The organism is Pseudomonas sp. FSL R10-2189 (genome assembly GCF_009600325.1).
GTDB lineage: Bacteria > Pseudomonadota > Gammaproteobacteria > Pseudomonadales > Pseudomonadaceae > Aquipseudomonas > Aquipseudomonas helleri.
In genome coordinates, this window is record NZ_WIVZ01000057.1 from 1 (window position 1) to 23,798 (window position 23,798).

General features: G+C 56.9%; 21 protein-coding genes. 8 read left to right on the forward strand and 13 right to left on the reverse strand.

All coding sequences use genetic code 11. From position 1 onward, the window contains the following. The first annotated feature begins 600 nt into the window (after nt 1–600). Genes GHO32_RS24680 through GHO32_RS24690 form a run of 3 tightly spaced genes read left to right on the forward strand, consistent with a single transcriptional unit; the run spans nt 601 to nt 4,222 of the window. Nucleotides 601–2,022, forward strand: a complete 1,422-nt coding sequence (locus tag GHO32_RS24680; RefSeq protein ID WP_153335509.1) for a di-heme oxidoredictase family protein — start codon at nt 601–603, stop codon at nt 2,020–2,022. Nucleotides 2,023–2,048: 26 nt separating this feature from the next. After that, nucleotides 2,049–3,113 carry an imelysin family protein gene (locus GHO32_RS24685; protein WP_153335510.1) on the forward strand — a complete coding sequence of 355 codons (1,065 nt, stop codon included), beginning with the start codon at nt 2,049–2,051 and terminating at the stop codon, nt 3,111–3,113. A gap of 14 nt (nt 3,114–3,127) precedes the next feature. Then, nucleotides 3,128–4,222 carry a DUF1513 domain-containing protein gene (locus GHO32_RS24690; RefSeq protein ID WP_153335511.1) on the forward strand — a complete coding sequence of 365 codons (1,095 nt, stop codon included), beginning with the start codon at nt 3,128–3,130 and terminating at the stop codon, nt 4,220–4,222. A gap of 111 nt (nt 4,223–4,333) precedes the next feature. On the opposite strand, the gene GHO32_RS24695 is transcribed toward GHO32_RS24690, so the two are convergent. The 11 genes from GHO32_RS24695 to GHO32_RS24745 form a co-directional block, all read right to left on the reverse strand. Then, nucleotides 4,334–4,555: a hypothetical protein gene (locus GHO32_RS24695; RefSeq protein ID WP_153335512.1), complete on the reverse strand. Its 222-nt coding sequence runs from the start codon at nt 4,553–4,555 to the stop codon at nt 4,334–4,336. Further along, nucleotides 4,555–5,271 carry a lipopolysaccharide kinase InaA family protein gene (locus tag GHO32_RS24700; protein ID WP_153335513.1) on the reverse strand — a complete coding sequence of 239 codons (717 nt, stop codon included), beginning with the start codon at nt 5,269–5,271 and terminating at the stop codon, nt 4,555–4,557. Before GHO32_RS24700 ends, GHO32_RS24695 begins: the two co-directional genes overlap by 1 nt. A 3-nt stretch (nt 5,272–5,274) precedes the next feature. Next, the gene (locus tag GHO32_RS24705) at nt 5,275–5,955 is read right to left on the reverse strand and encodes a class I SAM-dependent methyltransferase (RefSeq protein ID WP_153335514.1); all 681 of its coding nucleotides are present in this window, start codon (nt 5,953–5,955) and stop codon (nt 5,275–5,277) included. 201 nt (nt 5,956–6,156) lie between these two features. Then, nucleotides 6,157–7,437, reverse strand: coding sequence for a HAMP domain-containing sensor histidine kinase (locus tag GHO32_RS24710; protein WP_153335515.1), 1,281 nt, complete (start codon nt 7,435–7,437; stop codon nt 6,157–6,159). Beyond that, nucleotides 7,427–8,110 carry a two-component system response regulator ColR gene (gene colR, locus GHO32_RS24715; protein ID WP_048369631.1) on the reverse strand — a complete coding sequence of 228 codons (684 nt, stop codon included), beginning with the start codon at nt 8,108–8,110 and terminating at the stop codon, nt 7,427–7,429. The genes GHO32_RS24710 and colR overlap by 11 nt, the downstream gene beginning before the upstream one ends. A 918-nt stretch (nt 8,111–9,028) precedes the next feature. Continuing rightward, nucleotides 9,029–9,253, reverse strand: coding sequence for a DUF2188 domain-containing protein (locus GHO32_RS24720; RefSeq protein ID WP_094988926.1), 225 nt, complete (start codon nt 9,251–9,253; stop codon nt 9,029–9,031). A 116-nt stretch (nt 9,254–9,369) separates the two neighbouring features. Beyond that, nucleotides 9,370–11,031 (reverse strand): group II intron reverse transcriptase/maturase, encoded by a 1,662-nt coding sequence (ltrA, locus tag GHO32_RS24725; protein ID WP_153443041.1) that lies wholly within the window; start codon nt 11,029–11,031, stop codon nt 9,370–9,372. A gap of 1,035 nt (nt 11,032–12,066) precedes the next feature. Further along, on the reverse strand, nt 12,067–13,710 hold the full coding sequence (gene groL, locus GHO32_RS24730) for a chaperonin GroEL (RefSeq protein WP_153335516.1): 1,644 nt from the start codon (nt 13,708–13,710) through the stop codon (nt 12,067–12,069). A gap of 49 nt (nt 13,711–13,759) precedes the next feature. Next, the gene (locus GHO32_RS24735) at nt 13,760–14,053 is read right to left on the reverse strand and encodes a co-chaperone GroES (protein ID WP_016779794.1); all 294 of its coding nucleotides are present in this window, start codon (nt 14,051–14,053) and stop codon (nt 13,760–13,762) included. A gap of 247 nt (nt 14,054–14,300) precedes the next feature. Further along, complete coding sequence (locus tag GHO32_RS24740; RefSeq protein WP_048386665.1) at nt 14,301–14,774, reverse strand: FxsA family protein; 474 nt, start codon at nt 14,772–14,774, stop codon at nt 14,301–14,303. Nucleotides 14,775–14,845: 71 nt separating this feature from the next. After that, nucleotides 14,846–15,571, reverse strand: coding sequence for a HugZ family protein (locus tag GHO32_RS24745; RefSeq protein WP_153335517.1), 726 nt, complete (start codon nt 15,569–15,571; stop codon nt 14,846–14,848). Between the two features lie 51 nt (nt 15,572–15,622). On the opposite strand from GHO32_RS24745, the gene GHO32_RS24750 reads away from it, so the two are divergent. Further along, a complete protein-coding gene (locus GHO32_RS24750; RefSeq protein ID WP_048369623.1) occupies nt 15,623–16,381 on the forward strand; it encodes an SDR family oxidoreductase in 759 nt (252 codons plus the stop codon). A 93-nt stretch (nt 16,382–16,474) separates the two neighbouring features. Here GHO32_RS24750 and GHO32_RS24755 read toward each other — a convergent pair whose 3' ends face one another. Further along, the gene (locus tag GHO32_RS24755; RefSeq protein ID WP_153335518.1) at nt 16,475–17,488 is read right to left on the reverse strand and encodes a DUF481 domain-containing protein; all 1,014 of its coding nucleotides are present in this window, start codon (nt 17,486–17,488) and stop codon (nt 16,475–16,477) included. Nucleotides 17,489–17,640: 152 nt separating this feature from the next. Between GHO32_RS24755 and GHO32_RS24760 the strand changes: the two genes are divergently transcribed. The 4 genes from GHO32_RS24760 to GHO32_RS24775 all read left to right on the forward strand — a co-directional run bounded on the left by GHO32_RS24760 (nt 17,641) and on the right by GHO32_RS24775 (nt 22,365). Then, complete coding sequence (locus GHO32_RS24760) at nt 17,641–17,994, forward strand: MGMT family protein (protein WP_048369620.1); 354 nt, start codon at nt 17,641–17,643, stop codon at nt 17,992–17,994. A 42-nt stretch (nt 17,995–18,036) separates the two neighbouring features. Next, a complete protein-coding gene (locus GHO32_RS24765; protein ID WP_153335519.1) occupies nt 18,037–19,584 on the forward strand; it encodes an AmpG family muropeptide MFS transporter in 1,548 nt (515 codons plus the stop codon). A 100-nt stretch (nt 19,585–19,684) separates the two neighbouring features. Further along, the gene (locus GHO32_RS24770) at nt 19,685–21,400 is read left to right on the forward strand and encodes a proline--tRNA ligase (protein ID WP_153335520.1); all 1,716 of its coding nucleotides are present in this window, start codon (nt 19,685–19,687) and stop codon (nt 21,398–21,400) included. A 17-nt stretch (nt 21,401–21,417) separates the two neighbouring features. After that, a complete protein-coding gene (locus GHO32_RS24775; RefSeq protein ID WP_153335521.1) occupies nt 21,418–22,365 on the forward strand; it encodes a hypothetical protein in 948 nt (315 codons plus the stop codon). Between the two features lie 7 nt (nt 22,366–22,372). Here the strand turns inward: GHO32_RS24775 and dinB are convergent, their stop codons facing one another. Continuing rightward, on the reverse strand, nt 22,373–23,449 hold the full coding sequence (gene dinB / locus GHO32_RS24780) for a DNA polymerase IV (RefSeq protein WP_153335522.1): 1,077 nt from the start codon (nt 23,447–23,449) through the stop codon (nt 22,373–22,375). Nucleotides 23,450–23,798: the final 349 nt, after the last annotated feature.

A 23,798-nucleotide genomic window follows, 5' to 3' on the forward strand; every position in this document is an offset into this window, starting at 1 on the left:
GATGCTCGTTTCCAAGCATCGGATTTTGCGGCCTGTGGGCTAAAGGTCAATGCGTCAGTCTTAACTGACTGGCATTAACCTTCGGGTCGCCTTTTTTGTGCGCCGTCTGTAGCCGCTGCCGAACTTCAACCCAACAAAAAACTGTAGGAGCGAGCTTGTCTCGCGATCTTTTCAAGATCAAAAGATCGCGAGGCAAGCTCGCTCCTACAGTGGGTAAATCCAGAAAAGTATTGTCAGTTCTTTATGGCGGCCGGGGGTTGCAGACAATAAGCACCATAAGGGTCTGTCTGGCATTTATAAGCAAGTTCAGGGCTGTAGGTTTTAGGAGATAGCCGGCTGTTTGTACATGCAGAAACGGCCATCACTGTGACTAAGACGATAAGCACTTTCATGTTCGCTCCGTTTTTAGCCAGCATGGACTTTGCGGAAAAAGACGTATATCGCTTGTATCTGATTATCAGGTGGGAAATACCTGCTGTATTACTGAGTTTGTAGGCCCTGATCCTGATCGACCCAACCAAACGCTAATTCCTCTTATTTCAATTCACCTTCCCTGATAAACTTTCGCCCCTCGATTTTGCTCACTGGTCTGGACGTTTGATGCCTTCGTTGCCTCTGCGCCTGTCTTTGCTGCTGGCCTTGGGGCTGGCTGGCTGTGATGAGGCGCCGCGCTTTACTCAACCCGAGCCCGGCGAAGCCCGCTCTGGAGGAGACACGACGGTGTTTAAAACCGATCGCAATGCCTTTTCGATGCCGTCTGCGAATCTGTCGCCCACTCAACGGCTGGATTTCAGCGTCGGCAACAGTTTTTTCCGCAGCCCGTGGGTAATTGCACCTTCCACCACCACGGCGCGTGACGGGTTAGGCCCGCTGTTTAATACCAATGCCTGCCTAAACTGCCATATCCGCGACGGCCGTGGGCATCCGCCAGCGCCTGATGCCAAGAATGCGGTGTCGATGCTGGTGCGTCTGTCGATCCCCAATGAGCCCACATACGCCAAGCTGATCGAGCAAACCGGCATCGTCCCCGAGCCGGTGTACGGTGGCCAGTTACAAGACATGGCGGTACCCGGTGTCGCCCCGGAAGGCAAGGTGCGGGTGGACTATGAAGCCGTGCCTGTACGCTTCAAGGACGGCACCGAAGTCCAGTTGCGCAAGCCCTTGCTGCAGATCACTCAGTTACGCTACGGGCCCATGCATCCCGACACGCGCTTCTCGGCGCGCATTGCCCCGCCGATGATTGGCTTGGGGCTGCTTGAAGCTATCCCCGAAGAAGCGATTCTGGCCAATGCCGAGGCCAACAAAAATGACGCGGGCATTAACGGGCGGCCTAATCGGGTATGGGATGACGCTCAGCAAAAGACGGTTTTAGGCCGTTTTGGCTGGAAAGCAGGGCAACCGAACCTCAATCAACAAAATGTTCACGCCTTTTCTGGTGATATGGGGCTCACCACCAGCCTGAGACCGTTTGATGATTGCACCCCCGCGCAAACCGACTGCCTGGCAGCGCCCAACGGCAATGGCCCGGATGGCGAACCCGAGGTCAGTGACAACATTCTGCGTCTCGTCGAGTTTTACACCCGCAACCTCGCCGTGCCGGCGCGCCGTAATGTCGATTCGCCGCAGGTGCTGGCCGGTAAAAACCTGTTCTATCAGGCCGGCTGCGTCTCGTGCCATACGCCAAAGTTCACCACCTCGGCCAACGCCGCCGAACCAGAGCTGGCCAATCAGGTCATTTACCCGTACAGCGATTTGCTGCTGCACAACATGGGGCCGGGCCTTGCCGATAACCGCACCGAGTTCGCCGCCTCGGGCAGCGATTGGCGCACACCGCCACTGTGGGGCATTGGTTTGACCCAGACCGTGAGCGGGCACACTCAGTTTTTGCACGATGGTCGTGCACGTAACCTGCTTGAAGCCGTGCTGTGGCATGGCGGTGAGGCCGAACCGGCCAAGCAGCAGGTGTTGCAATTTAATGCCGAGCAGCGCGCTGCGTTGCTGGCGTTCCTGAATTCTCTTTAACGCCTTATAAGATCGGGGACCCCGACATGTTCAGACCCAAACTCTTGTTCACCAGCCTGGCCGCTATCGCTTTGGCAGCCTGCTCGCCGCAAGATCAGCAAGCCGTCACCTCAGCGGCTATCGCCAAGCAGGTGATTCTGCCGACCTACAGCCGCTGGGTAGAGGCCGACCGCCAACTGGCGATCAGTGCACTGGCTTACTGCGAAGGTAAAGAGACGCTTGAGACTGCTCGCGCCGACTTCCTGCACGCACAAAAAGCCTGGGCCGAACTGCAACCGTTGCTGATTGGCCCGCTGGCTGAAGGCAATCGCTCGTGGCAAGTGCAGTTCTGGCCAGACAAAAAGAACCTGGTGGGCCGTCAGGTTGAGCAACTGGTGGTGGCTCAACCACAGATCGATGCCGCCGCGCTGGCCAAGTCCAGCGTTGTCGTGCAAGGCCTGTCGGCCTATGAGTACATTTTGTTCGACAGCAATATCGACCTGGCTGACAGCGCGCAGAAAACCCGTTACTGCCCGCTGCTGACCGCCATTGGCGAGCGTCAAAAGCAGCTGGCCGAAGAGATCCTGGCGAGCTGGAACAGCACTGACGGCATGTTGGCGCAGATGACCAAGTTCCCGAACCAGCGCTACGCCGATTCTCACGAGGCCATCGCCGACCTGCTGCGTGTGCAGGTAACGGCACTCGATACCCTGAAAAAGAAGCTCGGCACACCGATGGGTCGTCAGAGCAAAGGCATCCCGCAACCGTTGCAAGCCGACGCATGGCGCAGCCAGGCGTCCCTGCAAAGTCTCGCAGCCAGCCTCGCAGCGGCGCAAACCGTGTGGGCCGGGGTCGACAACAAAGGCTTGCGCGGCCTGTTGCCTGCTGAACAAAAGCCGTTGGCTGACAAGATCGACGCTGCTTACGCGACATCGCTCAAGCTGTTCAACGACAATCAGCGCTCCCTCAATGAGCTGCTGGCTGACGACGCTGGCCGCGAGCAACTGAATGCCATCTACGACAGCCTCAATGTCGTACACCGTCTGCACGAAGGCGAACTGGCCAAAGCGCTGGGCATTCAACTGGGCTTTAACGCCAACGACGGCGATTGATGAAGGATGGTTCGATGATGCGCAGGCAAGCTCTCAAGCTCGGCGGTTTACTGCTGAGTGCCATTACCCTGGGTGGCTGGTCGCTGTCCAAACAAGGCCGCAGCCCGCTGCTCTTGAGTGCCCGTGACGATGTCGACGGCAATCACTTTGCCGTGGGCTATCGCCTGGATGGCACCCAGGTGTTCAGCACCCGGGTCAACCAGCGCTGCCATGACATCATCAACCACCCGACGTTGCCGATCGCCTTGTTTGTGGCGCGCCGCCCCGGGACTGAAAGTTACCTGATCAGCCTCAAGGACGGGCAGTTGCTGCAAACCATCACCTCGCTGCCCAATCGCCATTTTTATGGTCACGCGGTGATCCATAAAGACGGCGAGTGGTTGTACACCACGGAGAATGACACCAGCGATCCGGGGCGCGGCCTGTTGGGGGTTTACCGCTTTGAAAGCGAGCGCCTGGTGCATAGCGGCGAAATCCCGACCCACGGCGTGGGTCCGCACCAAGTGTCGTGGATGCCTGATGGTGAAACCCTGGTGGTGGCCAACGGCGGTATACGTACCGAAGCTGAAAGCCGGGTTGAGATGAACCTCAATGCGATGGAGCCCAGCCTGGTGCTGATGCAGCGTGACGGTACGTTGCTGAGCAAAGAAACCCTGAGCCAGCAGATGAACAGCGTGCGCCATCTGGGCATTGCCACAGACGGCACCGTCGTCGCGTGTCAGCAGTTTATGGGCGACGCCCACGAATTGTCCGAGTTGTTGGCCATCAAGCGCCCCGGTCAGCCTTTTCAGCCGTTCCCGGTGGCGGAGCCGCAATTGCGAGCCATGGGCCATTACACGGCCAGTGTGGCGGTACACAGCGAGCTGCGCCTGGTGGCCTTGACGGCGCCGCGGGGTAACCGGTTTTTTGTCTGGGACCTGGACAGCGGCGCGTTGCGCCTGGATGCACCCCTGCCGGACTGTGCAGGCGTCGGTGCCGTGCAAGACGGGTTTGTGGTGACGTCAGGGCAAGGCCGCTGCCGCTTTTACGATTGCCGTAAAAGCGAGCTGATGGCCAAGCCTTTGGAGCTGCCTTCGGGGCTTTGGGATAATCATCTACACGTTGTGTAGAGCAATATTTGTAGCCGCTGCCGAAGGCTGCGATGAGGCGTGCAGCGCCTCCAGTTGTTGAAGGCCCTGCGGACCTTATCGCAGCCTTCGGCAGCGACTACGGCTTGTTTATTACGGCCTCATTCCCTGCTTCATTCCATACATGAACAGCAACAGGTCGTGATCGGGTTTCGCGTCTATCGCGACTTTGGCCACACGCGGGATCGGGCATTGCGCGTCGAATTGCGCACTGCTCAATACCTGCATCACGGGCGGCTGCCACGCCGCCACTGCCACCGTGGCAATGGCCAGAGAGCCCAGCAAAAACAAACCTCGTGCTATTTCTCGCTTCATCACCGTAACCCTTTGATGGCGCTGCCAAACACCTTTTCATAAAAGTAGTTCAGTTTGTTCCAGTCGTCGGTATTCCACGACGAATGGCGGCGCAGCTGTTTGAGGTCGTGCGCGGCCGCTTTACGGGCCGTCAGCCGTTGCCGGCTTTTTTCAAGGTCCAGCAGCGCCACATCAACTTGAGCGCTTTCACCCGTGCCAGTCACCCGGACAAACACATGCTTGGCATACAGGCAGCCATGCTGCCAGCGGCCCAGATGCATGCGTGCCAAGGTCGTGGCGATGGTTTCAAGCACCCGATCATGTACCGCTTCACCGTGAATTTCGCGTTCACCGGCAGCGTACCAGTTGTCTATTTCAATAAAATTTTCCAGCGCCGCGGTAACCAACAATGCACGCCACTGTTTATCTGCACCTTGTTGCGCCCCGCAATACACCAGCTCTGGCACACCAACCGCTAAACGGTTAAACGCCAGCAGCGCGTCACGCTCACGCAATACGGTCGGGCGACCCAACGGGTAACGCCAGCTGCGGTAGGTGTGTCCGACCTGACGTTTGACATAGAGCAAGCGGCCATTGGCCTCGTGAATCCGCTGTACACCACTTTCACCGCCACGACGCTGATTCGGTTCCTCTACCCACTCGCCTTGCTGCTGCCAGTAGAACTCAAAGCGGTTTTCAGTCGCGGTGTGGGATGGCGATACGGAATCAACGGTCATGCATTACCTCTTGCGCAGTATGTAAACCCGCCACATGGCGTAGAGCGGGATAAAATCCAAATGTTGTTGAACGCTGAAGCCAGCCTTTTCAAACTCGGCTTCAACAGTAGCAGCCGGTAACACAAAACGGTTTTGGTAACCATCGGCCCCAGCATCCTCAACCCGATGACGCTCAAGACGCTTGCGTCTCCAGGCCTTAACGTTGCCATCGACCCACAACGAAACAATCACGCTGTCTCGGCTAACCCGGTGAAACTCCTTTAACAGAGCCATCCGGTGGGTTGCATCGCCTATGTGATGCAGCAGGCGCATGCAAAAAATGCTGTCGACTGCGTTGTCCGGCAGGTCGATATCAAATGCAGATGTCTGCAAGTGCCGTACCCGTTTAACCACATCAGCCGGCTGGGCTATCGATGCCACTTCGAGCATGGACGGCGAATTGTCTGCGCCGATGATCATGCGGTTGTGTTTTTCAGCCAGCAGCGGCCAAAACCGCCCCGCCCCGCAAGGCAGGTCTAACACCACGCCCGGATCTCCAGCCAATGCCAAAGCTTTGCGCGCCAGTTGCACGTCGCGTTTATGTGAAAGGCGTCGTGCGAAACCATCTTGATGTTTAAGCAAGTACTCGATGGCGTGTTGCAGGTCATATTTTTCAGCAAATTCAAGTTTGATCGCGGTGCTCATGGTGGCTCTCCTGAAGCAATTACAGGCCACCTTAATCAAGAGAACGTGCGCATCAGGTCATCATGAGGTGAAAAAAATGTACGAGCGAGTCCATAAACGCTGTAGGGTTTTACAGACACAAGATACTGGCTCGGGGCCACTCTACGGACTAATGAGCCGTAGGAAAAGTGACCCGCAGACCGCAGGTCACGAATGGATAGCTCAGATGTCGGCGGGATTTAGTTCTACGTGGAAGCGGCAACCGTTGGGTTCCATGGTGGTCAGCGTCACTCGCCAGCCCTGGCTGTCGCAGATCCGCTGGACCAATGACAGGCCCAACCCAAGCCCTTCACCGCGTTTTTCGCCGCCCCGCACAAAGGGCTGAAACATCGCCTGACGCTTCTCTTCGGGGATGCCCACACCACTGTCCTCGACCACAAACCCGGTGGGCTCAAGGCTCAAGCGAATGAACCCGATGTCGGTGTAGTGCAAGGCATTGCGTAGCAGGTTGCCCATGACCGCATGCAAGAACGTCGCGTTGTAGCGGGTATCGAGCGGGTTGCCGGGGTCATAGATCAGTGTCAGCCCTTTCGCTTCGATAGGCCCCCGCCACAGGCTGATCAAGCCCTCGGCCACGGTCGTCAGGGTGACGGTCGGTGACATGGTGGCGTCTTCATGCTGCGCACGGGCGAGCATGAGGAAGGTTTGCACCAGCTCACGCATTTCTTCACAGGCGCGGGAAATTCGCTCCACTTGCGAGCGACTGCGCTGATCCAGCGACGGGCTTTCGAGCAACAGTTCGCAGGAACTCGCCAACACCATCAGCGGTGTACGCAATTCGTGACTCACGTCACTGGTAAACAGCCGCTCGCGGGTCAACGTGTCACGCAGGCGGCCCAGGGTGGCGTCAAAGGCCACGGCCAGCTCACCCACTTCATCGGCGGCGTAATCGGGCGCCAGCGGCGGGGCCAGGCCCAACAGCTGTTCTCGATGGCGTACCTGGCGCGCCAGACGTACCACCGGCGCCATCACCCTGCGCGCCAGGACCCAGCCGAGGAAAACCGCCAGCGCCAGCGCCAGCACGAACCCGACCAGCACCACGGCGAACAGCACGCGTTCGCGCTCTTCAAAATCACTTTGGTCTTGCAGCAACACGTAGCGCCGCCCGTCGACTACCTCGACCATCGCGTGATACGACAGCTGATCACGGAACACCTCATGAAAGCCTGGTTCCAGGTGGCGCAAGTCTTTGGGCAAGGCAAAATCACCGCGCCCGCCGCTGTAGTAAAACAGTTGGTCGGGCTCAGGACGGTGGTTCCAGTCGCTGACGTTATCCATCAACAGCAGACGCTGCAGATCCCCGCCCAAGCCTGCTGAAATCAGTTTTTCTTCAACCAGGTGCACCGTGGCGACAATGCCCATGGCGAACGTCCCGGCCACCAGCGCACTCATCAGCGCAAAGGCGATGATGATCCGCTGGGCAAGGCTTTGCTTAAACTCCATCACGACTCTCGGCGAGACGATACCCCACGCCATGTACCGTTTGCAGCAAGGGCTTGTCGAACGGCTTGTCGATCACCTGACGCAACTGGTGAACGTGGCTGCGCAGGCTGTCGCTGTCCGGGCAATCATCGCCCCACAGGGCCTCTTCCAGCACTTCACGGCGCAGCACATGCGGGCTTTTTTGCATCAACACGGCCAGCAGTTTCAAGCCGACCGGGTTGAGCTTGAGCATGCGCCCTTCACGGGTGACTTCCAGGGTGTCGAGGTCGTAGCGCAAGTCTGCGACCTGCAACTCGCGACGGCCGCCGCCTTGCGCACGGCGCAGTACGGCCTCAATGCGCGCTGCCAGCTCGGACAAGGCGAAAGGTTTGAGCAGGTAGTCATCAGCACCGGACTTGAAGCCTTGCAGGCGATCATCCAGCTGGTCACGGGCCGTGAGCATGATGACCGGCGTGTCGCGACGGGCGTCTTCGCGCAGGCGCTTGCACAGTGTGTAGCCATCAATGCCCGGCAGCATGATGTCGAGCACGATCAAGTCATAGTGTTCAGTCGCGGCCAGATGCAACCCGGACAAGCCGTCCTGCGCGCAGTCAACGGTATACCCCTTAAGCCCCAGGTAGTCCGCCAGATTGGCGAGGATATCGCGATTGTCTTCAACCAATAAAATTCGCATGGGCACTTTTCTCCGTACGCAGTAACGGCCATCTCGGCCACGGCAGCTTAAGGCCAAGAGCCGCGCAGAGCCAGCGTTGTAGGGCGTTTACACGATTTAGTTAACGGCCGCGCGATGTTGACGAGTCTTTCACTCGACGCTCACACACTACCGACAACGGCGACTGCATACTCGTGCGCCCACAGGTGTTTTGTGGGTGATAAATCAATAGATCGCAGCCTGCGGCAGCCCTTATCAAACATAAAATAAGTGATTGATTTTAAAGGCTTTATAGGAGAGAGCTTGCTCGCGATCTTTTGATCTAGATCTTGCTTTTGATCTTGATCTAAAAGGCCCCATTAAACCACGCTGGCCGAACGCAGGTTTTGCGCAGTGGCTAACCCGGCAGGACGCCGGGTTAGCCGCGACACGGCCATGGATGGCCGATCGCGGCGGGCCTACGGAGCAAGGCCTGTGGTGAGGGCATGCCGAGCCAAAGCGAGGCACCGAGGGGTAGGGGCAAAAGCGTTTTGGTTACTTTGCCGCTTTTGCAAAGTGACGCGGCGTAAGGCCGGAACCCTAAGTGGCCGTTGCCGCAGCAACGGATATGTACTCAAGTCAAGAGCCCCCTCACCCTAGCCCTCTCCCGAAGGAGAGGGAACCGATTGGGGGATGCTGAAGATACTCGGCGGCCTGTTTGCTGCGCGACAGCGCGGCGTCGAAGACGGGGCGGCAGCTCGGGATACTCATCAGGCACAAAAAAGCCCCGCCTGATCACTCAGGCGGGGCTTTTGCGTATCGGGGTAAGGCTGGCTGTCGGGTAAGAAGCGGCCATTGCTGGCCGCCCCTCCCCTAAGAACTGTACGTGCGAGTTTCCCCGCATACAGCTCAAGCCTTTGTAAGCCCTCCCGCATGGGAGAGCCAGCAGTGAGCTCGCTCCTAACCCTTGGGTGGATATGGATCGTTGCCGTAGGAGTCCCGGGCGCGGATCTTTCCATCCTGACCATGGATTAGAACTTCACTCTTTTGGTTCTGAGCAATGCTGCGTGCTGCTTCAGCGGCTTCCTGCTGGGTTCTGTGATGCGAGGTATCTTTCGAATTCCCCTCACCACGTACTGCCCAACCATCATCCCTCTTTACAACGTGCTGGTTCTTACCTGACATAGGACACCTCGACATATTGAGAATGTCCTCGGAGACTAGCAAGCAAAGACCATAAACACAACATGCACCAAGAACCAATTCACTGAAGCACAACATATGGTGGTAGCAATAAAGCATCACCGAATAAGTTGCGCATGTAGCTGCCGATGACAATTGGGGTGCAGCAACTCCACGTTTTCCAGCTCGTCGCCACCGCCCTTGTGCCGCTCGACGATGTGGTGAATGTTCCACCCCGTATCGAACGTTATTAGTTGCTTGCACAACGGGCAGCGCTTGTTCTGGGCAATCCAGAGCCTCAGCGTTTTCCGTTTCCCCTCATCCGAACTTCGCCACGCATATTCCAGCCGTTGCTCGAAGTACATCTCGTCCTCTGGGGCGTATGGGTTAGCCTCGGCCTTGATTTTGGTGTGCCGCTTGATCGGCGTATCGCTGGCGTACAACAAGTGGAGCAGTTTGCCGCTGGGGTGTAGCCCGGAAAATACCCAGCTGCGTGTTCCCACACGCTTGAAGTACTTTTCCTTGATCCAGCGTTTGCAGCGATTCAAATGTCGCCGCCTGCACCATCGCCATAGCAATTTCCAGATCCTGTAATCCACATAGTTAAAGGTCTGCTTAGCGACAATCGGCCGATGATAATTGGCCCAACCCCGGATAACCGGGTTGAGCTGCTTGATCAACAGACTGGCCGGTACCACTTTGTTCGCCTCAACCAACGCCTTAACCTTGGCCAGCAATGCTTTCACGTTCTTGTGACCTGGCTTTATCAGCAGCTTGTCACCGTACTTGCGAACGTTCTGACCGAGGAAATCGAACCCGTCCGCCACATGCGTGAACAGCGTTTTCTCCACCGCAAGGCTCAACCCACGCTTGGCCATAAAGGCTTCAACAACGGGTCTTACCTCGTTTTCCAGCAGCTCTTTCGAGATGCCAGTGATGACGAAATCATCTGCGTACCGCACATAATTGACCTTGGTCTTGTAGCTGGCTTTGGTGTTGCGCTGCCCGAATCGAGATTCAAGCTCCTTTTCCAGTCCATCAAGGGCCAAGTTGGCCAATACGGGCGAGATGATGCCTCCTTGCGGAGTTCCCGCCCCCGTCGGATTCAATCGACCGGATTCCATATATCCCACTTTCAGCCATTTCCTTAGAACCACTTTGTCCATCGGGACGTTAGTGATCAGCCAGTCGTGACTGATGTTGTCGAAACATCCCTTTATATCGCCCTCCATGACCCACTGCGCAGAATGCTTGCGACCGAGATTGACGAACAATTGCTCGATTGCATCTGCCGTGGAACGGTGAGGGCGAAAGCCATAGGAGTTTCGGTCGGCTGTGGTCTCAGACACCGGTTCAAGTGCCAGCAGGTATAACGCCTGCATCGCTCGATCCAGCATCGTCGGAATCCCCAGCGGTCTACGCTGGCCATTTGCTTTGGGAATGTAAATCCGCCGCAGTGGCCGGGGCTTGTAGCCCCTGCGCTCTAACCGAAAAACTGCCTTCCATTTGCTTTCAGGCGTGCTCCAGGTTTCCCCATCGACGCCGGGAGTCCTGCGACCCCGGTTTTCAGTGACCCGTTTAACCGCCAACACCTTGGCTGCAAACGAGCGAATCAGCATACGCTGCAAGGTTTTCACCTGCCGCCATTGCTGATTCTTAGCTGCCTTCGCGATCCGTACCTGTAGCCCTCGCACCTGTCGATGACCTGTTTCCCAGTCTATCGAATGCCAACTGGTGGCCAGATGGGAGGACGCAGGTACTTCTATTTCAGACGCACTCATCTTGCTTTTCCTCCAGAGAAGATTTCCCCAGAGGGCAGCGGACGCACGTCGCCCTTGTGGGGGAGTGAGTACACCGCCCCGCAGGGGATTTCTATGAGTTAGACGCAGCCGGTCAAACCGACAAACGTCTGTTCTTGATGGCTTTACAAGCCTTCTCGCGATCAAAGACCAGTCGGAAGTCAGCACCGTTTCCAGTCAGGGCAGAGCCCTTATCCAACCCCATTACAGGGAGGCGTTCGCTTTTTCCGACATCCTCTACCCGCATTTTCAACAGTCTTCCTCACGGTCGACCTGCCTTGCCATACAGGCCAATGGCGAAAATACGGGCTTACCGAGTTCCATAACCGTCACAAGGATGGGTTAGGCCCTGCCTATTCACCGATGACTCAATGTCAGCGTGCCCCCAGATGTAAAAGGGACAACCAGTCATGCACCATTTTGGTCAAAGCCTATCAGCAACTTTGGCTCCATGCGGTTGACGGTGTTTATCAGCAGTTCACTTACGTTGGCCATACCAACCAGCCTAGCGTCTCACCCGCGTGTTGCTCGCAGGGTCTGCATGGCACCTCACGGTAACCACACACCACAGAATCATGGGACTACATTGTCAGGAAGCTTCGCACCCCGCCGTTACCAGCGACGCACTATCCCTAGGCTACTTTTGGCTGAACAAAAGGTCTCGCGTCCCGTCTACCTTGCGGTTTCTGGTTGAGACAATGACAGCTATGGCTTGCACCCTATAGATAGGAGCAGGCCAGCTTTTTTAGACACGACTTCCCATACCTCCCTCGCAGTGATTCAAAATCTGCAAGCTCAGTACGAATATCGTTCTGATGATTCCCGGAGAGGAAATCACGATATATAGGCGACATTGCGCCGAATTCTAAGCACCTTGTGGGTGCCGGAAATCCGGGCTTTGGCGCCCGGACTTCGGGTTTTTTAAGCTGTTTCTGCGGGAAAGTGGTCACCAAACCATGTTGATGACCACCAGATGTAGCCCGCTAGGTGCTTCTACCTATAGCGACTCTCGTCGCACTACATCATGCCGCCCATACCACCCATGCCGCCCATGTCTGGCATGCCGCCGCCAGCTGGTTTGTCTTCCTGGATCTCAGCGATCATCGCCTCAGTGGTGATCATCAGGCTGGCAATCGACGAAGCCGCTTGCAGAGCCGAACGAGTCACTTTAGCCGGGTCAAGGATACCCATTTCGATCATGTCGCCGTATTCGCCAGTGGCAGCGTTGTAACCGAAGTTACCCGAACCCTGCTTCACTTTGTCGACTACAACGCTTGGCTCGTCGCCGGAGTTGGAAACGATCTGGCGCAGAGGTGCTTCAACAGCACGACGCAGCAGCGCGATACCAACATTCTGATCGGCGTTGTCGCCTTTCAGGTCAGAGATTGCCTGCAGAGCGCGAACCAGTGCCACGCCACCGCCAGGTACCACGCCTTCTTCAACGGCTGCACGGGTCGCGTGCAGGGCGTCTTCAACGCGGGCTTTTTTCTCTTTCATTTCAACTTCGGAACCAGCGCCAACCTTGATCACTGCTACGCCGCCCGACAGCTTGGCCAGACGCTCTTGCAGTTTTTCACGGTCGTAGTCCGAGGTGGTGTCAGCCACTTGAGCACGGATCTGAGTCACACGTGCCTGGATGTCCGCTTCAACGCCAGCACCGTCGATGATGGTGGTGTTTTCTTTGGACAGGATTACGCGCTTGGCGTTACCCAGGTGCTCCAGAGTGGTGCTTTCCAGGCTCAGGCCGATCTCTTCGGAGATAACGGTACCGCCAGTCAGAACAGCGATGTCCTGCAGCATTGCTTTGCGACGGTCGCCGAAGCCAGGTGCTTTAACAGCAGCGACTTTAACGATACCGCGCATGTTGTTCACAACCAGAGTCGCCAGGGCTTCGCCTTCAACGTCTTCAGCCACGATCAGCAGTGGACGGCCGGCTTTGGCAACGGCTTCCAGGACTGGCAGCATTTCGCGGATGTTGGAGATCTTTTTGTCAACCAACAGGATCAGCGGGCCGTCCAGCTCAGCCACCATGGTGTCTGGCTTGTTAACGAAGTAAGGGGACAGGTAGCCACGGTCAAACTGCATGCCTTCAACCACAGACAGTTCGTTTTCCAGGCCCGAGCCTTCTTCAACGGTGATCACGCCTTCTTTGCCGACTTTAGCCATGGCTTCAGCAATGATGTCGCCGATGGAGCTGTCAGAGTTGGCAGAGATGGTACCCACCTGAGCGATTGCCTTGCTGTCAGCGCATGGCTTGGACAGTTGACGCAGCTCTTTGACAATGGCGATGGTCGCTTTGTCGATACCGCGTTTCAGGTCCATCGGGTTCATGCCGGCAGCGACGGCTTTCAGGCCTTCGTTGACAATCGACTGAGCCAGAACGGTTGCAGTGGTAGTACCGTCACCAGCGTCATCGTTAGCACGGGAGGCAACGTCTTTAACCAGTTGCGCGCCCATGTTTTCGAAGCGATCTTTCAGTTCGATTTCTTTGGCAACCGAAACACCGTCTTTGGTGATGGTCGGAGCGCCGAAGCTCTTCTCTATGATCACGTTGCGGCCTTTAGGGCCCAGTGTTGCTTTTACTGCATCAGCCAGGACGTTGACACCGGCGAGCATTTTTTTACGGGCGGAATCGCCGAATTTAACTTCTTTAGCAGCCATGTTCGTTCTTCCTTAAATACTTTGTAGTAACGGGAAAAGGAGCGGGAAATCAGCCTTCGATAACAGCGAGAATCTCGTTCTCAGCCATTACCAGCAGGTCTTCGCCGTCGACTTTCACAGTGTTGCTGCCGGAGTAAGGGCCGAACACAACCTTGTCACCCACTTTCACGGCCAGCGCACGCACTTCACCGTTGTCCAGAACGCGGCCAGTACCCACAGCAATGACTTCACCGCTGTTGGCTTTCTCGGCAGCTGAACCCGGCAGAACGATACCGCCAGCGGTTTTCTTTTCTTCTTCGCTGCGACGGATTACGACGCGGTCATGCAGAGGACGAAGCTTCATTGTCGATCTCTCCTAATTGTGGTGTTCATCGGCCGGTGTCAATACCGGCTGGATTTGCAAGTCCGGAAATGCCGGGTGTTAATCGCTGAAGGGTGCCTGCTGTTGCCAGCAAAACCCTGCGGTGCCAGTTACATAAGGGCGCATCCAGTGATTACAAGAGCGCCCAGACGAAATTTTTTACCTTTCGCACCGCGCAAAAACAAACACGGCACTCTCGAGTGCCGTGCTTAAGCCTTTACAGGGAAACTTACTTGTCGCGGTGTTCAAACTCGCCTTCGATCACATTGGGCTCACGGCCCACGGGTTGATGCGTGCCAGGGCGATGCGCCGTTTCAAATTCCTCGGCAAAGGCACGCTGGCGCATCGCTTGCTCTTCTGCACGTTTGCGCAAGCGATTGACCAGAAAATGACGAACCGGCGGGAGCAGCAACAGCAGACCGGCGATGTCGCTGATAAAACCCGGCAGTACCAACAAGCCGCCACCCAACGCCACCATCAGGCCTTGAAGCATTTGTTGAGCCGGCAGCTCACCACGATTGAGGCTTTCACGCGCACTCAAGGCGGTGGCCAAACCTGCAACGCGTACTACCAGAACCCCGAACAAGGAGCCTGCGATGATCAGCAGCAACGCCGGGAAAAACCCGATAGCGGTGCTGACCTTGAAAAATACGTACAGCTCTAGCACTGGAAACAACAGAAAGAGCAATAAAAAAGCGCGCATCAAATGATTCCTCTCCGGAAGAATATCTTCCAACACAGCTTAGATGACGGCGCGCCTTTGTGAATTCAAGGTTATGCCGTTTCTTTTTTAGGCCATTCGCTTGCGCGAGCCAGCAAAACCAACGCTTCGCGCACTTGTGTCGAAGTGTTACAAGCCTCTGGAAAGCCCAGCCAGTACACACTTTGACCAATGCGCAGATGCATGCCTTCGCTGTCCAGGCCGATCATTTTTGCAGGCTCTGTCTTTGGCAGACCGGCCAGCTCAACGTAATGAGCGATGGCGTTAGCGTGATCGTCGTTCATGTGCTCGACCATGCGCACTTCGACTTGGCCGGCAAATGGGTTGGCCAAAGTGAGCTGATCGACCCAGTGAATCGCACCAAAACCACCGATATAACGATGGCGCACAGGGTTGAGCACCCAAAAGTCGAAGTCATGGGCGGTGTGATAGCTCTGCGACTCCGGGAAATAGCGGTAGTAACGCTCAGCCGCGGCTTCAATGGCCGACGGGTCGGACAGTTGCTCGGCTTCGGCCAGGTAGGTCAGGCGTCCTACGGCCTGCACGTCTTCGGCGCCACGCTCACCCACCATCAGTGAGCACTTTGGGTCTTTGCGCAGGTTGTGGGTGTGCTGAGCGATCCGGCTGATCAGGATCAACGGCCGCCCTTGCTCATCCAGGCAATAAGGCACCATCGATCCGAAGGGGAACCCTGGCATTGCCTTGGAGAGCGTGGCCAACGCTCCACGGTATTCCTTGAGCAATAATTCTCGGGCATGCTTGGCTACTTCAACGCTCAACTTATGACTCCTTAATAAAAATCCGTCGAAACGGTCGAGATCAGGGCACTCATGCAACTAAAAGACAAAGTAATCATTATCACGGGCGGCTGCCAAGGGTTAGGTCGCGCCATGGCCGAGTACCTGGCGGCCAAGGGCGCCAAGCTGGCTTTGGTGGACCTGAACCCGGAAAAACTCGAGCTCGCCGTTGCGGCCTGTCAGGCCCACGGAGTTCAAGCGCGGGCTTATTTGTGCAACGTCGCCGATGAAGAGCAGGTTACACAAACCGTGGGGCAAATTGCTGAAGACTTTGGCGCGATCAATGGTCTGGTGAACAACGCCGGGATCTTGCGTGATGGCCTGCTGTTAAAGGTCAAGGACGGCGTAGTCAGCAAAATGAGCCTGGCGCAGTGGCAAGCCGTTATCGACGTCAACTTGACCGGGGTTTTCCTGTGCACCCGTGAAGTGGCGGCGAAGATGGTGGAACTCAACAGCCAGGGCGCGATTATCAATATTTCGTCCATCTCACGCGCTGGCAACGTTGGCCAAACCAACTATTCGGCCGCCAAGGCGGGTGTGGCAGCTGCGACCGTGACCTGGGCCAAAGAACTGGCGCGTTACGGTATCCGTGTGGCGGGCATTGCTCCCGGGTTTATCGAAACCGAAATGACCTTGGGAATGAAGCCCGAAGCCCTGGAAAAAATGACCGCGGGCATCCCGTTGAAACGCATGGGTAAGGTCGAAGAAATCGCCCATTCAGCGGCGTATATCTTTGAAAACGACTATTACAGCGGCCGGATCCTGGAGCTGGATGGCGGTTTAAGGATTTAACCCCCGCCCTGCTGGAGCGGCCTGAGGCTGCGATCTTTTGACTTTCAGAAATCAAAAGATCGCGAAGCTCGCTCCTACAAAAAGGTGGTGGTGTTACCAGACCACGCCGAAACCAGCGGTGTAGCGGGTTTTGTTGAGTGCATTGTCTTTGCCGCTGTTACTGCCAATCAGGTCTTTTTCAGCCTTGAGGTTGAGCGATGCCCATTCGGTGACTTTGTAGCGCAAACCAATTTCGGCATCGAGGCTGTAGTCCGAATCCCCGCCCAGTGGCTTGCCCAGCTCACCGTTGGTAAAGAGCGACACCGTTTTACCCACCAGGTAACGGTTGTAATCCCACTTCATGGCCAGTGAGTAGAAGTTGCTTTTGCCGCCATCCGAGTATTCATAGTCGGTACGGTTCAGCAGTGAGCCCAAGGAAAACGCGCCCAACTCGTCATCCCAGAACTGATAACCCGGACCAGTACCCACGGTGCGCTGACGGGAAATGTCTTCGATTCTGTCGCGGGTGTAGCTCAAGCGACCCTGCCAGTACCAGTGCTCGTCAATAAAGTGGTCAAGCGCGTACTCGGCATTCCAGTTGTTCGTGGTGACCGTATTGTTCTGGGCCTCACGGTTGTAGGAAGCTTCGGCGTTGTGACGCCAGGCGCCATGACGCGCGGTGGTTTTGAGGTCGATGTCGTAGTCGTCGGTGTCTTTGTCGGCGCGTTTGTAGTCCAGCGCAACGTCGACATTACCCTTCCAGACAAAGTCTTCGATCAGCGGTTTGGGTTTGACGATTTGCTGAATGCTCGCCAGCTCAACCGTTTTAGGCGCCTCGCCATTGGCCAGGATGACCTTGCCGTCTTCGGCCGCCTTGAGTGACTTAGCCTTTTCACCCACGTAGGCATCTTGTTTGACCAGCAGTTCCTGATCGCTTTCCAGGGTTTTGACTTGTTTCCAGTCAATCGGAATAGCGCCCGCATAGTCGGTCTGAATCAGCAACTTGCCCCCATCAAACACTTTTATCTTGCCGGACAGACGGTCGCCGTTCTTTAACCAGACCGTATCGGCGAGCAAAGGCGTGGACACATTCAAGACAGCAAGGCATAACAAGGTTCTGGACAACATAAGCAGATGCGAAACTCGGTTTTACGAAAGAATGACGGCATTATCCAGAAGGACACACCCCAGGCAAAGAAAGACCCGGTGTTTTTCGTGTAGTTCCTTTGCTATCGCGCGCGACGGAAACGTCTTATTTATAACTCCACGGTTTTCGCCCCATGAACTCACCCGACAGTGCATCGCCATCGCCTGCCGAGCTTCGACGAACGGCCCTGTACTCGACCTTGATGCAAGTGCCCGATGGCAAAGTCGTCACCTATGGCCAGCTTGCCGAGCTGGCAGGCCTGGGCCGAGCCGCCCGCTGGGTCGGCCGCACGCTAAGCCAGCTCCCCGAAGACACCCGCCTGCCCTGGCATCGGGTGTTGGCCGCAGGCGGCAGGATCAGTTTGCCTGCGGGCAGCCCTAGCGGTGATGAACAACGAGCGCGTCTGCGCGGCGAAGGATTAAGCATTGTTAATAATCGTGTGGATATACGACGCCATGGCTGGCGCCCGATAGAGCACTGCGGTTAGAGTGCGCCCTTTGTTTCCGCAATCAGAGGCAGACTCGAGTCCATGCCCCGTAAAACCTGGCGCGAAGCGCTAGCTGCCTATTCCAGCCCCTCAACCCTTGTGCTGTTGTTGCTCGGTTTCGCCGCCGGTTTGCCGTACATGCTGGTGTTTTCAACGCTGTCTGTGTGGTTGCGCGAAGCAGGTGTGGCCCGCGAAACCATCGGCTATGCCAGCCTGATCGGCCTGGCTTATGCCTTTAAATGGGTGTGGTCGCCGCTGCTCGACCAATGGCGCCTGCCATTGCTCGGCAAGCTGGGCAGACGCCGCTCGTGGCTGGTGCTGTCACAGACGCTGGTGATCCTGGGCTTGATCGGCATGGGCTTTTGCGACCCGCAAAAGCACTTGTCATGGCTGATTGCGATTGCCGTTATCGTGTCATTTGCCTCCGCCACCCAAGACATCGCGATCGACGCTTACCGCCTGGAAATTGCCGACGACAGCCGCCAGGCCGCCCTCGCCGCCAGTTACATGTCCGGTTACCGCGTAGCCGCCCTGCTGGCAACGGCCGGGGCACTATTTTTTGCTGAGGGCTTCGGCTCAACCGGCTTCAACTATAAGCATTCGGCCTGGACCGGCACTTATGTGCTGTTCGGCGTGCTGATGATCCCCGCGTTGCTGACCACCTTTTTCATGCGCGAACCACCGGTCACCCTGCGCACTCAGCTGTCGGTGGGCCGCTATAGCTTCGTCCATCAACTGGCCTCGGTGTTCGTGCTGATCGTGCTGCTGGTGTCGGTGCCGGCGATGTTCACCCAGCTGTACAACACCAACTTTGCGGGCGTGCTGTTTGAAGGCATGAGCCCCATGACGCTGCTGATGGAAGACCGCGCGTTTCTGCGCGCCATCCTTTATATCCTGCTGACCGGTTTGTGCCTGTCCACCATGGGGCGACGCGGGCTCGCCCCCGTCTTGACGCCGGTTAACGACTTTATTGTGCGTTATCGCTGGCAGGCGCTTTTGCTGCTTGGGCTGATTGCTACCTATCGCATGTCTGACACGGTCATGGGTGTGATGGCCAACGTGTTTTACATCGACCAGGGCTTTACCAAGGACCAGATCGCTGGTGTCAGCAAGATTTTCGGCCTGTTCATGACCCTGTTCGGTGCAGGCATGGGCGGGCTGCTGATTGTACGTTTCGGCATTTTGCCGATCCTGTTGATTGGCGGGGCCGCATCCGCCGCGACCAACCTGCTGTTTATGCTGCTGGCCGACATGGGCCCGAATCTGCAGATGCTGATTGTCACGATTTCACTCGACAACTTCAGCTCCGGCCTCGCCACCTCAGCCTTTGTTGCCTACCTGTCGAGCCTGACCAACCTCAAGTTCTCTGCCACCCAATACGCATTGCTCAGCTCGATCATGCTGCTGCTTCCGCGTTTGATGGGCGGCTACTCCGGGGTCATGGTCGAGAAGTTCGGTTATCACAACTTCTTTATCATCACCGCCATCATGGGCATCCCGACCCTGCTGCTGATCAGCCTGCACTGGTATCAGGAAACCCGTAAAGCCCGTCTGCACCCCACAGTAGACCTCGACAAACGCGCCGATTGAACGGAGGGAGCCTGCCTCCCTCCCCCGGTCTGTACGCAATCAAATCTCGCCCGTACAATGGCCAGTCAAATTTAGTCATCAGCAACGGCAACGGCTACCCATGCGCACCAGTCAATATTTGCTCGCCACACAGAAAGAAACGCCTTCGGACGCGGTCGTTATCAGCCATCAGTTGATGCTGCGCGCCGGCATGATTCGCAAACTGGCCTCGGGCCTGTACACCTGGCTGCCCATGGGCTTGCGGATCATGCGCAAGGCCGAAGCCATTGTTCGCGAAGAAATGAACGCTGCTGGCGCTCTGGAAGTGCTGATGCCGAGCATTCAACCGGCTGAACTGTGGCAAGAGTCCGGTCGCTGGGAAGAGTACGGCCCGGAGCTGCTGCGCCTTAAAGATCGCCACGGTCGCGAGTTCTGCGTGGGCCCGACCCACGAAGAAGTCATCACCGATCTGTGCCGCAACGAGCTGAACAGCTACAAGCAGTTGCCGATCAACCTGTACCAGATCCAGACCAAGTTCCGTGACGAAATCCGCCCGCGCTTCGGCTTGATGCGTGGCCGCGAGTTCATCATGAAGGACGCCTATTCGTTCCACGCCGACCAGGCATCGCTGCAGGTCACTTATGACCGCATGCACCAGGCCTACTGCAACGTGTTCACTCGCTTGGGTCTGAAGTTCCGCCCGGTAGAAGCGGACAACGGCTCCATCGGTGGCGCGGGCTCCCACGAATTCCACGTACTGGCTGAGTCCGGCGAAGACGATATCGTGTTCAGCAATGGCTCCGAATACGCAGCCAACATCGAAAAGGCCGAAGCTGTTCCAGCCGAAACCTCCCGTGCGCCAGCGTCTGAAGAACTGCGCCTGGTCGATACGCCTGACGCCAAGACCATTGTTCAATTGGTAGAAGGCCACAACCTGCCAATCGAAAAAACCGTCAAGACCCTGATCGTTCACGCCGCTGAAGAAGGCAAGCTGATCGCCCTGGTGATCCGTGGCGACCACGATCTCAACGAAATCAAGGCGGGCAACCATCCGCTGGTGGCCAGCCCACTGACCATGGCTTCGGACGCTGAACTGCGTGACGCCATCGGCGCCGGCGCGGGTTCCCTGGGCCCGCTGAACCTGCCACTGCCTTGCATCATCGACCGCTCGGTCGAGCTGATGAGCGACTTTGCGGTCGGCGCCAACATCGACGACAAGCACTACTTCGGCGTGAACTGGGAGCGTGACTTGCCTGTACCTACCGTTGCCGACCTGCGCAACGTGGTCGCTGGCGACCCAAGCCCGGACGGTAAAGGCACGCTGGAAATCAAACGCGGCATCGAAGTGGGCCACATCTTCCAGCTGGGCACCAAGTACAGCGAAGCGATGAAGTGCCAGGTACTGGGCGAAAACGGCAAGCCTGTAACCCTGACCATGGGTTGCTACGGCATTGGCGTTTCTCGCGTGGTGGCGGCTGCCATCGAGCAGAACAACGACGAGCGCGGCATTATCTGGAGCGATGCCCTGGCACCGTTCCAGATCGCCCTCATGCCGCTGCGTTACGAAACTGACGCCGTGCGTGAAGCCACCGACGCGCTGTATGCACAGTTGACCGCCGCAGGCTTTGAAGTACTGCTGGATGACCGTGACAAAAAGACCAGCCCGGGCATCAAGTTCGCAGACATGGAACTGATCGGTATTCCGCACCGGATCGTCGTCAGTGACCGCGGTCTGGCCGAAGGCAACCTGGAATACAAGAGCCGCACCGAAGCAGAGCCACAAGCCCTGCCCGTTGCTGACGCCCTGGCTTTCCTTCAGGCACGTATCCGTCGCTGAACCCACATAGAGACGTCATGTTCAATCGAAGTACCTTGACGGGCGCCGCCATATGCGGCGCCCTGTTGTTGAGCGGCTGCGCCAATCACATGTCACAACGCAGCGAGCATGAAGAGCGCATTGAGCGCAAACTGCTCGCCCACACCCTGCACATTGACGTCGGTTCGCCGGCGGCCATGGAGTTGCCGCAACGCCGTGTGCGCATCAATGAACAAAAGACCTTTGAGGTCACTGAGTTCGATGTCACCCGTCATTACGACCGCTACACCCCCTACCAACCCTGGCGCAAAATCTATGAGATGCCGCTGGGCGCGGTCGCGGTTGTGGCGGGTGTCGGGGCCAATGTGCTGAACGTGTTCATGTTCGGGCAATTGCCTGACAGCGTGACCAAAGACTGGATCACTTACGGCGTCGACGGCCTCAACCCGGCGATGAACGTGCAATCTCACGGCCGTGCCGAGCAGAACCTGGCCGGCATCGAAGAGATCCAGCGCGACAAGCGCATGGAATACTCAAGCTTGCCGTGGGCAGAACGCCCGGTCATCGTCAGTGCGGGCAAGCAAAGCCATGAAATGACCACGGACCGTAACGGTGTGTTGCGCCTCAATTTGCTCGACAGCCCGTTTGCCGAACAAGACTTGAACCGCGTGAGCAAATTGACCATCACGGTCGAAGATGCTCAGGACGAAGCGCATTCCGACTCAACCCTGTCGATCAGCAGTAATTTGCGTGGCAAGTTGCTCGAAGCGCACAACTTGATTTACGACGACCTTGAGGGTGACGACGTCAACCAATGGGTGCATCGGGTCAAGCGCTTGTCAGAACTGGGCCTTGAAGAAGAAGCCAGTGAGCTGGAGCAAAGCCTGATTGAACTGACGCGCAACGACCCTGAGTTGCAGCGTGAGTTTTTGCAATCGCTGACCAAGAATGCCGGTCGACTGGTGGCAGACCCCGGGGTTAGCTAAAGCGCCTCTACGGGTGCCTGGCGAACAACTCCAGTTGCTCATGCCCGGTGCTCAAATCATGTAAACGCACGCCAAGCCCCAACAATCGGACGGGCTTGGCACCGCGTGCAAACGCCTGACTCATCAACCCCTGATAACTCTCAAGGTCGCGCCCCGCTCCGGACTGCTCCAGGGTGGTTTGGGTAAAGTCGTGGAATTTGACTTTGACGAAGGGCTTGCCGGGGCGATAGCTGCTGTCGATTCTGGCGATACGCCCATTCAAGGTGTCGAGAAGCTCAGGCAGTTTGTCCAGGCACGCGGCCAGATCCGGCAAATCCGTGTCGTAGGTGTTTTCGACACTGACAGACTGGCGTCGACTGTCGCTTTGCACCAAGCGCTCATCAATCCCGCGCGCCAGCCCCCACAAACGCTCGCCAAAACTGCCAAATTCACGCACTAACGCCAACTTGTTCCAGTCACGCAGGTCATGACAGGTCTCAATACCCAAGCGCCCTAACTTGTCCGCTGTCACCTTGCCCACACCGTGCAGCTTGTTGACCGGCAGCGCCGAGACAAAGTCTTCGACCTGATCCGGGGTGATCACAAACAAACCGTTGGGTTTTCTCCAGTCACTGGCGATCTTCGCCAGGAACTTGTTCGGCGCTACCCCCGCCGAAACGGTGATGTGCAATTGATTCGATACCCGACGTCGAATGTCCTGAGCAATACGCGTGGCGCTGCCACCGAAATGCGGGCTGTCAGAGACATCCAGATACGCCTCGTCCAACGACAGCGGTTCAATGAGTTCAGTGTAATCGCGCAAAATGCCGTGGATTTCTTTCGACGCTTCTTTATAAGCGTCCATTCGGCCATTCACGATGATCAGGTCCGGGCACAGCTTGAGTGCATGCCGGGACGCCATCGCCGAACGCACGCCATACGCACGCGCTTCATAGTTACACGTCGAGATCACGCCGCGCCGGTCTGCCGAACCGCCGACCGCCATGGGCTTGTTCGCCAGGCTCGGGTTATCGCGCATCTCAATAGCGGCATAGAAACAGTCACAGTCGACGTGGATGATTTTGCGCTGCGTTATGTCAGGCATGGTTCTTCAGGATGTAGGTAAAACAGAACGCCAGTATGTCACCGAGAACTGTATATAGCACCAGTAGTGTTTGGTAAGCCGACAAATGCGGCGCTCTCAACCTAGCCTTTGTTTTTGTGACCGGAGTGAAATGTATCTAATTGCGCCACACCCCTTGTCCTACAGGGGCTGTAGCCTGTTAAACGACCCTTTTTAATGCCTAACCAATTGAAGCAGAAGACTTTTTTTGAAATTAACGTTTGACAGCACAGCGTATCGCTGTAGAATCCGCCCCACAGACGCGGGATGGAGCAGTCTGGTAGCTCGTCGGGCTCATAACCCGAAGGTCGTCGGTTCAAATCCGGCTCCC

What these genes read in the sequence shown, in the direction of transcription:
- ltrA (WP_153443041.1), bottom strand. Translation starts at nt 11,031, where the DNA reads ATGAGTGCGTCTGAAATAGAAGTACCTGCGTCCTCCCATCTGGCCACC.
- GHO32_RS24680 (WP_153335509.1), top strand. Translation starts at nt 601, where the DNA reads ATGCCTTCGTTGCCTCTGCGCCTGTCTTTGCTGCTGGCCTTGGGGCTG.
- GHO32_RS24720 (WP_094988926.1), bottom strand. Translation starts at nt 9,253, where the DNA reads ATGTCAGGTAAGAACCAGCACGTTGTAAAGAGGGATGATGGTTGGGCA.
- GHO32_RS24765 (WP_153335519.1), top strand. Translation starts at nt 18,037, where the DNA reads ATGCCCCGTAAAACCTGGCGCGAAGCGCTAGCTGCCTATTCCAGCCCC.
- GHO32_RS24775 (WP_153335521.1), top strand. Translation starts at nt 21,418, where the DNA reads ATGTTCAATCGAAGTACCTTGACGGGCGCCGCCATATGCGGCGCCCTG.
- GHO32_RS24740 (WP_048386665.1), bottom strand. Translation starts at nt 14,774, where the DNA reads ATGCGCGCTTTTTTATTGCTCTTTCTGTTGTTTCCAGTGCTAGAGCTG.
- GHO32_RS24685 (WP_153335510.1), top strand. Translation starts at nt 2,049, where the DNA reads ATGTTCAGACCCAAACTCTTGTTCACCAGCCTGGCCGCTATCGCTTTG.
- GHO32_RS24710 (WP_153335515.1), bottom strand. Translation starts at nt 7,437, where the DNA reads ATGGAGTTTAAGCAAAGCCTTGCCCAGCGGATCATCATCGCCTTTGCG.
- GHO32_RS24760 (WP_048369620.1), top strand. Translation starts at nt 17,641, where the DNA reads ATGAACTCACCCGACAGTGCATCGCCATCGCCTGCCGAGCTTCGACGA.
- GHO32_RS24750 (WP_048369623.1), top strand. Translation starts at nt 15,623, where the DNA reads ATGCAACTAAAAGACAAAGTAATCATTATCACGGGCGGCTGCCAAGGG.
- GHO32_RS24705 (WP_153335514.1), bottom strand. Translation starts at nt 5,955, where the DNA reads ATGAGCACCGCGATCAAACTTGAATTTGCTGAAAAATATGACCTGCAA.
- dinB (WP_153335522.1), bottom strand. Translation starts at nt 23,449, where the DNA reads ATGCCTGACATAACGCAGCGCAAAATCATCCACGTCGACTGTGACTGT.
- GHO32_RS24770 (WP_153335520.1), top strand. Translation starts at nt 19,685, where the DNA reads ATGCGCACCAGTCAATATTTGCTCGCCACACAGAAAGAAACGCCTTCG.
- GHO32_RS24700 (WP_153335513.1), bottom strand. Translation starts at nt 5,271, where the DNA reads ATGACCGTTGATTCCGTATCGCCATCCCACACCGCGACTGAAAACCGC.
- groL (WP_153335516.1), bottom strand. Translation starts at nt 13,710, where the DNA reads ATGGCTGCTAAAGAAGTTAAATTCGGCGATTCCGCCCGTAAAAAAATG.
- colR (WP_048369631.1), bottom strand. Translation starts at nt 8,110, where the DNA reads ATGCGAATTTTATTGGTTGAAGACAATCGCGATATCCTCGCCAATCTG.
- GHO32_RS24755 (WP_153335518.1), bottom strand. Translation starts at nt 17,488, where the DNA reads ATGTTGTCCAGAACCTTGTTATGCCTTGCTGTCTTGAATGTGTCCACG.
- GHO32_RS24695 (WP_153335512.1), bottom strand. Translation starts at nt 4,555, where the DNA reads ATGAAGCGAGAAATAGCACGAGGTTTGTTTTTGCTGGGCTCTCTGGCC.
- GHO32_RS24735 (WP_016779794.1), bottom strand. Translation starts at nt 14,053, where the DNA reads ATGAAGCTTCGTCCTCTGCATGACCGCGTCGTAATCCGTCGCAGCGAA.
- GHO32_RS24690 (WP_153335511.1), top strand. Translation starts at nt 3,128, where the DNA reads ATGATGCGCAGGCAAGCTCTCAAGCTCGGCGGTTTACTGCTGAGTGCC.